General features: G+C 50.7%; 11 protein-coding genes and 1 pseudogene. 5 read left to right on the forward strand and 7 right to left on the reverse strand.

Annotated elements, in window-relative coordinates:
- Positions 1-123: 123 nt before the first annotated feature.
- Positions 124-2,736 carry a DNA mismatch repair protein MutS gene (gene mutS, locus RZ517_RS00790; RefSeq protein WP_338551203.1) on the forward strand — a complete coding sequence of 871 codons (2,613 nt, stop codon included), beginning with the start codon at positions 124-126 and terminating at the stop codon, positions 2,734-2,736.
- On the opposite strand, the gene RZ517_RS00795 is transcribed toward mutS, so the two are convergent.
- The 3 genes from RZ517_RS00795 to hrcA are packed head-to-tail and all read right to left on the reverse strand — an operon-like array spanning position 2,737 to position 5,459.
- Positions 2,737-3,789, reverse strand: coding sequence for a TPM domain-containing protein (locus RZ517_RS00795; RefSeq protein ID WP_338549598.1), 1,053 nt, complete (start codon positions 3,787-3,789; stop codon positions 2,737-2,739).
- A 32-nt stretch (positions 3,790-3,821) separates the two neighbouring features.
- Positions 3,822-4,385, reverse strand: coding sequence for a nucleotide exchange factor GrpE (locus RZ517_RS00800; protein ID WP_338549599.1), 564 nt, complete (start codon positions 4,383-4,385; stop codon positions 3,822-3,824).
- A gap of 9 nt (positions 4,386-4,394) precedes the next feature.
- Complete coding sequence (gene hrcA, locus RZ517_RS00805) at positions 4,395-5,459, reverse strand: heat-inducible transcriptional repressor HrcA (RefSeq protein ID WP_338551204.1); 1,065 nt, start codon at positions 5,457-5,459, stop codon at positions 4,395-4,397.
- Between the two features lie 117 nt (positions 5,460-5,576).
- On the opposite strand from hrcA, the gene rph reads away from it, so the two are divergent.
- From rph to RZ517_RS00825, 4 genes are read left to right on the forward strand one after another with little or no spacing between them, the layout of a single operon-like run.
- A complete protein-coding gene (gene rph, locus RZ517_RS00810) occupies positions 5,577-6,293 on the forward strand; it encodes a ribonuclease PH (protein WP_338549600.1) in 717 nt (238 codons plus the stop codon).
- The gene (gene rdgB, locus RZ517_RS00815; protein ID WP_338549601.1) at positions 6,286-6,894 is read left to right on the forward strand and encodes an RdgB/HAM1 family non-canonical purine NTP pyrophosphatase; all 609 of its coding nucleotides are present in this window, start codon (positions 6,286-6,288) and stop codon (positions 6,892-6,894) included. Before rph ends, rdgB begins: the two co-directional genes overlap by 8 nt.
- A complete protein-coding gene (gene hemW, locus RZ517_RS00820) occupies positions 6,857-8,044 on the forward strand; it encodes a radical SAM family heme chaperone HemW (protein ID WP_338551205.1) in 1,188 nt (395 codons plus the stop codon). Before rdgB ends, hemW begins: the two co-directional genes overlap by 38 nt.
- 1 nt (position 8,045) lies before the next feature.
- Positions 8,046-8,399 (forward strand): YbaN family protein, encoded by a 354-nt coding sequence (locus tag RZ517_RS00825; protein ID WP_338549602.1) that lies wholly within the window; start codon positions 8,046-8,048, stop codon positions 8,397-8,399.
- On the opposite strand, the gene RZ517_RS00830 is transcribed toward RZ517_RS00825, so the two are convergent.
- The 4 genes and pseudogenes from RZ517_RS00830 to mnmG all read right to left on the reverse strand — a co-directional run bounded on the left by RZ517_RS00830 (position 8,389) and on the right by mnmG (position 12,575).
- Positions 8,389-9,285 carry a ParB/RepB/Spo0J family partition protein gene (locus tag RZ517_RS00830; RefSeq protein ID WP_338549603.1) on the reverse strand — a complete coding sequence of 299 codons (897 nt, stop codon included), beginning with the start codon at positions 9,283-9,285 and terminating at the stop codon, positions 8,389-8,391. The two genes, RZ517_RS00825 and RZ517_RS00830, sit on opposite strands and share 11 nt — an antisense overlap.
- Before the next feature lie 18 nt (positions 9,286-9,303).
- The gene (locus RZ517_RS00835; RefSeq protein WP_338549604.1) at positions 9,304-10,113 is read right to left on the reverse strand and encodes a ParA family protein; all 810 of its coding nucleotides are present in this window, start codon (positions 10,111-10,113) and stop codon (positions 9,304-9,306) included.
- Positions 10,106-10,677: pseudogene (gene rsmG / locus RZ517_RS00840) on the reverse strand (16S rRNA (guanine(527)-N(7))-methyltransferase RsmG). Before rsmG ends, RZ517_RS00835 begins: the two are co-directional and overlap by 8 nt.
- A 35-nt stretch (positions 10,678-10,712) precedes the next feature.
- Positions 10,713-12,575, reverse strand: coding sequence for a tRNA uridine-5-carboxymethylaminomethyl(34) synthesis enzyme MnmG (gene mnmG, locus RZ517_RS00850; protein ID WP_338549606.1), 1,863 nt, complete (start codon positions 12,573-12,575; stop codon positions 10,713-10,715).
- Positions 12,576-12,584: the final 9 nt, after the last annotated feature.

Genomic DNA, 12,584 nt, shown 5'->3' on the forward strand with positions numbered 1-12,584 from the left:
GTTTGATAACTCATTGCAACCAACACCAAGGTTTGTGCTTTCATGCCCTCTCTTGCGTTAGTAAACTCGGCACAGTGAGAGCAGGGGGACATTGTGACATCCGCAACATCAGCCGTGACGCCGATGATGGCACAGTATCTCGATCTCAAGGCGCAATACCAAAGCGCCTTGTTGTTCTACCGCATGGGCGATTTTTACGAACTCTTCTTTGATGACGCCGTTGCGGCAAGTGAAGCGCTCGACATTGCATTGACTAAACGTGGAAAACATCTGGGCGAAGACATCCCAATGTGCGGCGTTCCTGTACATGCCGCAGAAGGGTATTTGCTTTCATTGATCCGCAAAGGGTTTCGCGTTGCGGTTTGTGAACAAATGGAAAACCCAGCCGAAGCTAAAAAGCGTGGGTCAAAGGCTGTGGTCAAACGGGATGTAGTTCGTCTTGTGACGCCTGGGACCCTGACCGAAGAAAGTTTGCTAGAGGCACGCCAGCACAATTACTTGGCAGCGTTTTCAAACGTCAGAGATGAATGCGCGCTGGCGTGGACGGATATTTCCACCGGCGCATTGAGCGTCATGCCTATGGAAAACATGCGCCTGGGACCAGAACTCGCGCGACTAAGTCCCAGCGAACTCATTCTTGCCGATCAATGTGACCCGGATTTAGCCGAATTAGTATCTGATTTCGGCATCTCGATCACGCCCCTCGCGCGTAGTGCTTTTGATAGCGCCAACGCACAAAATCGTTTGTGTGATTTGTTTGAGGTCTCAACTTTAGATGCGTTTGGTCAGTTCGGTCGTGCAGAACTATCTGCCATTGGCGCGCTGGTCGAGTACGTGGAGCTGACGCAAAAGGGAAATCTGCCGCTCATACGCCCACCTGTTCAGGAGATGACATCGCAAGTTATGCAAATCGATGCCGCCACGCGTCGAAATCTGGAACTCACACGCGCCATGAGCGGGGGCAAACAGGGATCTTTGTTGTCAGTTCTCGATCGCACGGTGACGGCAAGTGGCGGCCGCCTTCTGGAGCGTCGTTTGTCAAGCCCAAGTCGTGACTTGGGCAGAATAGAAGACCGATTAAACGCGATCAGCTTCGCGATTGATCAGTCCCGCGTGGCCGACGAAATTCGCGACGCTTTGCGAAAAGTGCCTGATCTGGACCGAGCGCTGTCGCGATTAAGTTTAGATCGGGCAGGGCCGCGAGATTTGGCCGCGATAAGAAACGGCCTGTCTCAGGCTGCTGAGATTGCGGAACGCATCTCAAATATCGAACTTCCGGACCTTCTGTCTGACGCCTTTTCCAAACTCGAAGGACACACCGCACTAATTGATCTGCTCGAAAATGCGCTTGTAGCCGATCCCCCAATGCTCGTGCGGGATGGAGGGTTCGTGTCCTCGGGATATGAGTCAGAGCTGGACGAAGTACGACAACTGCGCGACGAAGGCAGGGGCGTGATTGCAGGCATGCAGTCAGAATATGCCGAGCTCGCGGGCGTCCAGAGCCTGAAGATCAAGCACAACAATGTCTTGGGTTACTTCGTCGAAGTTACGGCCACACACGCCGACAAAATGCTATCGGCACCCCTCAATGAAACATTCAAACATCGCCAAACCACCGCAAATCAGATCCGGTTTACAACGGTCCCGCTGAGCGAATTGGAAACGCGCATTCTCAACGCGGGTGGCCGGGCCATAGAGATCGAAAAGCGGCTCTACGAAGGCTTGAAAGGCGCTGTACTGGCAAAGGCGGCCTCAATATCGGAAACAGCCAGAGCACTGGCAGAGTTCGATTTGGCTGTTGCTCTTGCAGACATCGCAATTGGTGAAAACTGGTGTCGCCCAAAAGTCGATGCAAGCCGCGTGTTGCACATCGAAGATGGCCGGCACCCTGTCGTGGAACATGCCATGCGAAGGGAGTCCGGAGATGTCTTTGTCGCCAATTCCTGCACCTTGGATGACAGTCACAACATATGGCTCCTCACCGGCCCCAACATGGCGGGTAAGTCCACATTTCTGCGGCAAAACGCGCTTATTGCCGTGTTGGCTCAAATGGGGTCTTACGTGCCTGCAACCTCGGCGCATATCGGTGTGGTCAGCAAACTCTTTAGTCGCGTCGGAGCATCTGATGATCTTGCGCGCGGGCGCTCGACCTTTATGGTTGAAATGATTGAAACCGCGACCATTCTCAATCAGGCCGATGAAACCTCCCTGGTCATTCTCGACGAAATTGGTCGCGGCACCGCGACATATGATGGGCTTAGCATTGCCTGGGCGACGCTCGAGCATCTTCATGAATCAAATCACTGCAGAACTTTGTTCGCGACGCATTACCATGAGCTGACACATTTGAATGCAAAACTCGAGCGCTTGGAAAACGCGACTGTGGCCGTCAAAGAACATGAGGGGGATGTTGTTTTCCTGCATGAAGTCCGCAAAGGGGCCGCAGACCGCAGTTACGGCGTTCAGGTTGCAAAGCTTGCGGGTTTGCCAAAACCTGTCATTGAGCGCGCACGCGTAATTCTTGAAGCATTGGAAAAAGGTGAGAGACAAGGCGGAGGTAAACGTGAGGCAGTTATTGACGACCTTCCATTGTTTTCTTCCGCACCCACCAACGCAACCGCGCCAGTAAAGGCTTCAGTCTTGGAAGACCGCATGAAGGATGTTTTACCTGATGACTTATCGCCAAAGGACGCACTGGATCTCATCTACGAACTGAAGACTCTGGCCGAGCCTTAGCTACCAGCTTCCACTAGCGCCGCCTCCAGAGGATGATCCCCCTCCAAATGACGAAGAGCTGCTTGATGACGATGAACTTTCGCTTTTCTTCGGAATAACTTTGGTCACGGCATAGGTGTCGTCACAATTCAAACAGGTATAGGTGATCTTTTTCTTACCAGTCGATTGTGTCGTCGCATGTTCTAGGATCTCGGTTTCGCCCTGTAACGTTCTGAACTTGCAACTGCGGCATGCGCTATATTGAGAAAACCACGTTTTGTAAGCTTCTATCGTAAGTCTTTCGCATTTTGGGCAGCGCCATACATCATAGTCGACACTGTTTATTTCTTCTTCCTTTAGCTGCCCGTCGCGTAAATGCGCATCATCCCAATGTTCTGCCAACAATTCCATCTTGGATGAATCTGCCGGACAAATTCTTGCTCTGTACCATAAAAATCGCCGGTACATCCAAACTGCAAAACCGGCCAACCCGGCAAGGATTGGATAAAAGAGAAAATTCACAACTTTCCCAAGAAACACAAAGAGAGCTTGGACCCAGCCGCCAATCTTTTCCGTGAGCGTAATGGGCTCCGCTGTCAAATCCTCAATAACGGCATCTATACCCAGTACAATACCCGCGCTAAATCTGTTAGAACGAAACTCAGGCAATATGACGTCATCGATAATGCGCTGCATGGCTGAGTTTTTCGACGCTCCATAGCCTGAACCAACTTCCAAGCGCATCTTTCGGTCTTCTTTAGAGATCAACATCATGACGCCGTCATTGCGATCTGCATTTCCCACACCCCAGGTGTTGAACAAACCCGTGGCAAATGGCTCTATTTCACCCGAATATCCATATTCTGAAAAAGAACGGATTGTGACGACCGTGAATTCAATGCCGGTGTCACGCTTAAAATCCCAAAGCTTTTCACGAGACGCTTGTTTGGCGGTGTCAGACAAGAGACCCGCAAAGTCATTCACATAGAGGTCGTCATAGTGAGGGTAGGTTTGCGCGACGGCCGCTACGGGCAGCAACAGGAAAAACACAAACGGTCTCAGGAATGCAAACATGGCTCCTTAAGAGCGCGTAACAGCATCAGGTATCAACCCGGGTTTGACGAAACGCCTACCTGCGCAGGCCGCAAGATGCGATCATGCAACATAAACCCTTGGGCGGAAACTTGGATAATTTCGCCTGCTTTTGTTCCAGGAACGGGTGCTTCGAACATGGCTTCGTGCTCTTGAGGGTCAAATTTATCGCCAACCTCGGGACTAATCATCCGGATCCCATGTTTGCCAAACACATTGATAAGCTCACGCATGGTAAGCTCAATCCCTTCGATCAATGCACCAGCAGCTTCGCGCTGATCAACAGTGACGGACTCCACGGCTCGCTTCATGTTGTCGAAGACTGGAAGCAAATCACGAGACAGCTTGGAACCACCATAGTTCTCCGCTTCCATTCGATCTTTCTGTGCACGTTTTCGTGCATTTTCGGCATCGGCAAGGGCGCGCATGAACTTGTCTTGCAAAGCGTCGCGCTCGATACGCAGCTGTTCGATTTGGTCTTCAGGCGTCTCGATCACATCATCAAGTACGACAGATTGCTCTTCTGCTTCTGCTTGCTCGATGTCGTCCAGGAACTGCTCTTCTTTCGACTCAGCCATGTCTACCCTCTAACTTCGGTCAGCGATCAGCTTACCGACAAGCTGCGCCGTATAATCAACAATTGGAACAATGCGTCCATAGTTCAGACGAGTTGGTCCAATAACGCCAACCGCGCCCACAATCTTTCGATCAGAGTTCATATATGGAGATACAACCAAAGAGGAACCCGAAAGTGAGAAAAGTTTGTTCTCTGAACCAATAAAAATGCGCACACCTTCGCCCTGGTCCGTCAATTCCAGAAATTCTGCGATGTCACGTTTGCGTTCCAGATCATCAAACAGCGTCCTTATGCGGTCCAATTCCCCTTCGTCGGCATCAGATTCGAGAAGGTTTGAACGCCCGCGCACGATCAGACGTTCATAGGTATCTGCTTCGCCATCCCAGACAGCCAATCCGCTTTCAACAAGTTGATGCGCCAACTGGTCAACTTCCTGACGCCGCGCTTCGATTTGAGTGGCGATAACAGTCTGTAGTTCCGAGACTGTACGCCCTTCGATCATGCTGTTGAGAAAGTTTGCAGCTTCCCGCATGGCGCTGGGTGTCTGACCTGCCGGTGGATGGAATATTCTGTTTTCAACATGACCATCAGCAAAAACCAGCACGACCAATGCGCGATCCGGACCGAGGCTGACAAATTCGATGTGCTTTATCGGTGCCTCGTGTTTTGGCGACAAGACCAGAGACGCGCCCTGAGTGACACCAGACAAAGCCGACCCTATGCGGTCCAAAGCGCCTGACATGTCGTCAGAGTTGGACCCTAGCGTGGCGTCAATCGTCTCTCGATCGGTTTCTTCAACATTGCGAACTTCCAACAAACCGTCCACGAACATGCGCAAACCTTGTTGTGTCGGCACCCGACCGGCGGACACGTGAGGACTGTCAAGTAATCCGAGATATTCCAGATCTTGCATCACATTGCGAATGGTTGCGGCGGACACTTTTTCTGACATCCCACGCGTCAATGTCCGTGACCCCACGGGATCCCCAGTAGCGAGATAGGATTCAACCACACGCCGAAAAACTTCGCGCGACCGATCGTTCATCTCTTCAAGGACATGAAGGGTGTTTTCCATGGTGCTCATCGGTTGATTCTGGCTTGCCATTAAAATCGCCGTGCCGAAAAGGTCAATCGGGGTTGCTAACCGGAACGCCTCACCTGTATCTCAGACGGGCAGCAAAGGAGTTCTCGCATGCGGCCCTCAGGTAGAGACTTAGACGAATTGCGAATGGTTTCAATTGAGACTGGTGTCACAAAACACGCCGAAGGCTCCTGCATGATACGAATGGGCGACACCCATGTCTTGTGCACAGCAACACTGGAAGACCGTGTTCCTCCTTTTATCAAAGGTTCCGGACTTGGCTGGGTGACCGCGGAATACGGTATGTTGCCCAGATCTACGTCGAGTCGAATGCGCCGTGAGGCGTCTGCAGGCAAGCAAGGTGGTCGCACAGTTGAAATTCAACGCCTCATCGGACGCAGTTTACGCGCTGGTGTTGATCGAGTGGCATTGGGCGAACGTCAGATTACCATTGATTGCGACGTGATACAGGCCGACGGTGGTACACGGTGCGCTTCAGTCACAGGAGGGTGGGTCGCGCTTCGCTTGGCTGTGAATCAGTTGCTCAAGTCAGGTGAAGTTGTGACAGATCCGCTCATTGATCCTGTGGCGGCGGTTAGCTGTGGCATTTACGCAGGGCAGCCGGTGCTTGATCTGGACTATCCGGAAGACAGTTCCGCGGGAGTGGATGGCAACTTCATTATGACCGGGTCAGGTCAACTGATTGAGGTTCAAATGAGCGCCGAAGGCTCGACATTCAGCAAAACTCAGATGGATCAGCTGATGGAGTTGGCTGAAAAGGGTGTTAGCGAGCTTGTAAGCGCACAAAAGGCAGCGACTAGTGCGTAAGTTTTCCGACAAGGAACTTTTGGTGGCGACTCATAACAATGGTAAGCTTGAGGAGATCTCGAACTTGCTCGAAGCCTATGATGTAAAAGTCATAGGTGCGGCGCAAATGAACCTGGACGAGCCTGATGAAACCGAAACTTCGTTCGTCGAAAACGCTCGCATCAAAGCGCATGCTGCTGCTCAGGCCACCGGGCTACCTGCATTGGCGGATGATTCAGGTATTGAAATTGATGCCCTCGGAGGAGAGCCTGGTGTCTACACGGCGAATTGGGCTGAAACAGACTCTGGTCGTGACTTTAAGATGGCAATGACGAAGACGCATGCAAGGCTGGTTGCATCAGGTGTAAGCGAACCTTGGTCTGCTCGATTTTGTTGTACTTTGGTCCTAGCGTGGCCGGATAAACACGACGAAGTTTTTCCTGGCTACATTGAAGGGCACATTGTTTGGCCGATGCGCGGGTCAGAAGGCCATGGATATGATCCGATTTTTCAACCAATCGACTATACTCAAACCTTCGGTGAAATGGACCGATGGGAGAAAAATAAAATCAGCCACCGCGCGGATGCGTTTGCAAAACTGGTTAAGGGCTGTTTTGACTGAAGATTGGCGACACGGAGGGTTCGGTCTTTATATCCATTGGCCCTTTTGCGAGTCCAAATGTCCATACTGTGATTTCAATAGTCACGTTCAGGCAAAAGTGGATCAAAAGCAATGGCTTAGCGCTTATCTCTCAGAAATTGATCGGTATGGGCGCCTGCTTCCAAAACGTTTTTTAGACTCGGTATTTTTCGGCGGAGGAACCCCAAGTTTAATGGAACCTTTTCTGGTTGATGCTGTTTTGGAACGCGTCCAAAAAACTTGGCCCGTCGCGAATGATTTGGAAGTCACTCTTGAAGCCAATCCGAGTTCAGTAGAGGCCAAACGATTTAGTGATTTCGCAAAAGGTGGCGTCAATCGTATTTCTTTGGGTATTCAGGCACTAAATGACCATGATTTGAAACGCTTGGGTCGTCTACACACTGCAAGCGATGCAAAAAAGGCATTCGGCATTGCGCGTTCTGTTTTTGATCGGGTGAGTTTTGATCTGATATACGCCAGACAGGACCAAACACTGTCTTCCTGGGAAACAGAATTGCGCGAGGCGTTGTCCATGGCGGTGGATCATATATCGCTCTACCAGCTGACCGTCGAACCAGGCACGGCTTTTTGGGATCGCAAGGCGATCGGTGGGTTGAAAGGTCTTCCTGATGAAGATCTGGCTGCAGACATGTTTGAGGTAACCCAGGACATCTGTGAGTCTATGGGTTTGCCCGCATATGAAGTGTCTAATCATGCCAAACTTGGCTCAGAGTCACGTCATAACGTGATTTATTGGCGATACGGGGATTACGTTGGAATAGGCCCAGGAGCACATGGTCGCATTACTGTGGGAACAGAAAAATTTGCAACGGAGTGCTGGTCTCAACCATACAAGTGGCTGTCAGAGGTTACGAAAGGAACGCCGGAAAAGAAACGATACAAATTGCCGGTCTCGGAACAGTCTTCTGAATCCTTGATGATGGGACTTAGGTTGACTGAGGGTGTCGATTTGAACAGGTTGAAGGCGTTGCACTGCACACCATATTCTGAGGCTGGCCTCAGGGAGTTGCTGGAACTGGAATTAGTGGAAACGGTTGGAAATCACCTGCGAACAACCGCAAAGGGGCGCTTGATGCTCAATTCTGTAATTAGAACTCTGATGCCAAATTGATATGCGGTTTTTGTACCTTGGCTTGGGCGTGTTGTGCTTAGGGTTTGGAGCGATCGGAGCATTTCTTCCTTTGTTGCCTACAGTCCCGCTATGGTTGCTAGCCGCCTTTTGTTTTGCGCGATCATCTGACCGTCTTCACCATTGGATGTTGAACCATCCAACCATTGGTCCACCTGTGTTAGATTGGAGAGACCGAGGTGTCATACGAAGCGCCGCAAAACGCCTCGCGACCGCATCGATCGCGGTCGTTTTTGGAATATCTCTACTCTTCAAACTCGGCTGGATAATCTTGGGAATTCAAGCGGTCGTGCTGTCGTTTGTGCTCGCATTTATCTGGAGCAGACCTAGTCACTGACAGTTAACTTCTGACAAAGTTCGTCTAACTGTTCAAAGCTGTCGTAAGTAATAGTAAGCTGCCCACTTTCCTGACCTGCCTTGTGCGACAAAGAAACTTTCATTCCTAGGCTTGCCGACAAGTCGCCTTCAAGCGCCACTGTGTCTGCATCCTTGTCACTGGATCGTTGAGATGCAGTCTTGTCCTTCATTTTTGCATTATGGCTTGATTTCACTAATTTTTCTGCGTCTCTGACCGATAGTCCATTCTTGATTATGTGCTTGGCCAAAGAAACCGGATCATCAGCAGTCACCAATGCTCGGGCATGACCAGCAGAGAGAGAGCCGTCCCGTAGGAAAGCTTGCACTTCGTTTGGGAGATTGAGCAAGCGCATCAAGTTTGCGATGTGACTTCGGCTTTTCCCAAGTGCTGTGGCGAGTTTTTCCTGCGTATGACCGAAACGCTCCATCAACTGGCTGTAGCCCGCGGCTTCTTCAACAGGATTCAAGTCCGCTCGTTGAATGTTTTCGATGATCGCAACTTCAAGGACCTCGGTGTCATCGAACTCCCGCACCAAAACCGGCACTTCGTGAAGTTGCGCCATCTGCGCCGCACGCCATCGCCTCTCGCCAGCGACGATCTCATATCTGCGTGCATCGCGTGGACTCACGCGTACTATCAATGGTTGTATTATGCCCTTCTCTTTGATGGAAGCCGCTAGGTCCTCGAGCGGGCCTTTGTCAAAGTCCCGACGAGGTTGATCTGGATTTGGCTCAATATTCTCAACTGGCAGGGTTCGATCTGCATCCTTTGGACGCTCGGCGGAAGTGCCAGGATTTTCTGCCACATCAGCCATCAAAGCTGAAAGACCGCGTCCCAGCCCTCTTTTTGATTTCTTTTCTGCCATGTCTCTATCCTGCTTTGTCTATGCCGCTTTCCGCACGTTATTCTTCATCAATTCTTTCGCCAAATCCCTGTACGCCGAAGCACCCTTCGAGGTCGGATCATAAGAGAGTACCGGCATAGCAAAAGATGGTGCTTCACTAACACGAACGTTTCTTGGGATTCGTGTTTTGAAAACGAGATCTCCAAGATTGTCCCTTGCGTCCTTTTCAACCAAAGACGACAGATTGTTGCGCCCATCAAACATCGTAAGCACCACTCCCTCAATCCTAAGCTCGGGATTGGCAGTTTGACGGACTTCCCGAACACTAAGCATCAATTGCGAAAGACCTTCCAAAGCGAAAAACTCAGATTGAAGCGGAACCAGAACTGAATGAGCTGCTACCATCGCATTGACCGTCAATAGATTCAGAGACGGAGGGCAATCGATCAAGATAAAGTCGAAGGCAAACCCCTCCATAGCGGGCTGACGCAACGCGTCATGAAGCAGGAAACTTCTTTTTTCGTTGGCGATAAGCTCCATATCAGCCGAGCTAAGGTCAACGGTGGCAGGGATGATTTTCAAACCGCGCTGCGATGTATCGAGAATGACCTTTTTGAGCTCTATCTCTTCCAGCAAAAGCTCATATGTGGTGAATGTGCGATCATCTGGTTCAATTCCCAGCCCAGTCGATGCATTTCCTTGCGGATCCAAGTCAACGATGAGTACGCGCCGACCAAGCTCTGCGAGAGCTGCGCCCAAATTAATCGTTGTCGTTGTTTTTCCAACGCCGCCTTTTTGATTGGCAACTGCAATAATTTTAGGTTCGTAAGAACGCGTCGGATCAGACACGGTGTGCTCCTGAAACGCAAAGAATGATCGAGCCTTCGCTCGTCTTGCTTTTAACAATTTGATGTTCAAAGTTCCACTCAGATTGTGCTTTTTCGACTTCCGAGCTCCAATTTTTCCCCTTCAGAAAAATCATCATCCCATCCTTCGATAAGTGTCTGTTCGACAAACACAAAAGCGCGCTCAAATCTGCCAGCGCACGCGCCGAAACGACATCTGCACTGAGCGAGTCCAGGTTCTCAATTCTTTGGTTCTCGACGTGCACACGCAAATCCAGTTCTCTCGCAACGGTTTTGAGAAAAACTGACTTCCTTACATCGCTTTCAACCAATGTCACTTGAATCTGTGCGTCATGTTCATGAGACAGCGCTGCGATCACCATTCCCGGGAACCCGCCCCCGAACCAAGATCGACCCAATGCCGAACGGGGCGAGGCGGGATCTCAAAAATTTGTGCGGAATCGAGGATGTGGCGCGCCCAAGCATTACGGATTGTGGATTTTGCCACCAAGTTTATTCGCGGATTCCACTTTTCCAAAAGCGCAACATACTGCTTCAAACGCTCCATTGTTTCACGTGAAACATTCAAAAGCCCATTGGAAATCAAGCGCTCTTGCTCCTTGTCTTGTTGCGCAATCTCGCAAGCAACAACGTCAACGCCGCTGGCGTCATGCCATCAATCCTTGATGCTTGCCCGAGATTCTCGGGCCGTACCTGTGACAACTTCGATTTTAGCTCATTAGACAGCCCATCAATGTTTGAGTACTCAAACCCGGCAGGGATCACATGAGCCTCGTCACGCTTCAATTGCTCCGCATCCCGCCTTTGGCGCTCTATGTAATTCGCATACAAAGCATCTATTTCCAGCTGGTTTTGGATTTCCACATCAATGGCTGACAAAGAGCCATCAAGCTCCATCAGTTTATTGAAATCAACATCTGGAAAAGAGAGAAGGTGAAATGCCGACCGGCGAGGCCCGTCTTGATTTACGGACAGACCCGCCTCTTTCAATTCTTTAGCCGTATAGGTACGTGTCTCCAGGTCAACTCGACCAGCGGCAAGACGTTCAGACTTGTCTTCAAAAACAGCCCGCCTATGTTCACTGACGCAGCCAAGTTCAACCCCAAGCGGGGACAATCTTTGATCTGCATTATCAGCACGCAACGAGAGGCGGAACTCGGCACGCGACGTAAACATCCGATAGGGCTCCGAAACGCCTCTGGTTGTCAAATCGTCAATCATAACACCAATGTAGCTGTTCATTCGACTGAACGTCACCGGATCACGACCCAACGCGTTCAAGGCTGCATTCAATCCAGCAACAACGCCTTGAGCGGCCGCCTCCTCATACCCAGTGGTTCCATTTATCTGACCTGCCAAGTACAACCCGGGAACAGATGAAACTGCCAACGTCGACTCTAGCGCCCTGGGGTCAACATAGTCATACTCTATGGCATACCCCGGCTGAAGAATCTCTGCGTTCTCCAACCCGGCAATTGAATTAACGTACTGCTGTTGCACGTCCTCAGGCAAAGATGTCGAAATTCCGTTTGGATAGACCACATCATCCGAAAGGCTCTCTGGCTCTAGAAAAATCTGATGTGATGACTTATCCGCGAAACGTACAATCTTGTCTTCAATCGACGGGCAGTATCTTGGCCCAATACCATCAATATGCCCCCCATACATCGCAGATCGATCCAGGTTAGTCCGGATCAGATTATGCGTTCTTTCGTTCGTGTACGTAATCCCGCACGAAACTTGTTCCGCATGAATGCCCTTAGATAAAAACGAAAACAACGTTGGATCATCATCCGCCGGCTGCATCTCAAGGTCCGACCAATCAATCGAAGCGCCACTCAAACGCGGGGGCGTACCCGTCTTCAAACGACCCAACGGAAGGTCAAAGGAATCAATACGCTCAGCCAGACGGATTGATGGATTCTCCCCCATGCGACCGCCCGGAACAGAACGATCCCCGATATGAATAACACCCCGCAGAAACGTTCCAGTGGTGAGGATAACATTCCGCGCCGCGATTTCGCTGCCATCAGATAAGACCACCCCGCTGACCGTTTCCCCATCCATAAGAAAATCAGCGGCTTCGCCTTCAATTACCAACAAGTTGGGCTGACTTTCGATCTCCCGCTGCATTTCAGAACGGTAGATCTTTCGATCAGCCTGGGTTCTAGGACCCTGAACCGCCGGGCCTTTACGTCTGTTCAACAGCCGAAACTGAATTCCAGCTTTATCTGCAACACGGCCCATTACGCCATCAAGAGCATCAATTTCTCTCACCAAATGGCCTTTACCCAAACCTCCAATAGCAGGGTTGCACGACATGACGCCTATCGAATCCTTGGTCAGTGTCACCAAACCGGTTCGGACACCCATCCTAGCCGCAGCGTGTGCCGCATCAGCACCAGCATGACCTCCGCCAATTACAAGAACATCAAAATGTTTCACGTGAAACAC

The organism is Roseovarius sp. S88 (genome assembly GCF_037023735.1).
GTDB lineage: Bacteria > Pseudomonadota > Alphaproteobacteria > Rhodobacterales > Rhodobacteraceae > Roseovarius > Roseovarius phycicola.

What these genes read in the sequence shown, in the direction of transcription:
- mutS (WP_338551203.1), top strand. Translation starts at nt 124, where the DNA reads ATGATGGCACAGTATCTCGATCTCAAGGCGCAATACCAAAGCGCCTTG.
- RZ517_RS00795 (WP_338549598.1), bottom strand. Translation starts at nt 3,789, where the DNA reads ATGTTTGCATTCCTGAGACCGTTTGTGTTTTTCCTGTTGCTGCCCGTA.
- RZ517_RS00800 (WP_338549599.1), bottom strand. Translation starts at nt 4,385, where the DNA reads ATGGCTGAGTCGAAAGAAGAGCAGTTCCTGGACGACATCGAGCAAGCA.
- hrcA (WP_338551204.1), bottom strand. Translation starts at nt 5,459, where the DNA reads ATGGAAAACACCCTTCATGTCCTTGAAGAGATGAACGATCGGTCGCGC.
- rph (WP_338549600.1), top strand. Translation starts at nt 5,577, where the DNA reads ATGCGGCCCTCAGGTAGAGACTTAGACGAATTGCGAATGGTTTCAATT.
- hemW (WP_338551205.1), top strand. Translation starts at nt 6,857, where the DNA reads ATGCGTTTGCAAAACTGGTTAAGGGCTGTTTTGACTGAAGATTGGCGA.
- RZ517_RS00825 (WP_338549602.1), top strand. Translation starts at nt 8,046, where the DNA reads ATGCGGTTTTTGTACCTTGGCTTGGGCGTGTTGTGCTTAGGGTTTGGA.
- RZ517_RS00830 (WP_338549603.1), bottom strand. Translation starts at nt 9,285, where the DNA reads ATGGCAGAAAAGAAATCAAAAAGAGGGCTGGGACGCGGTCTTTCAGCT.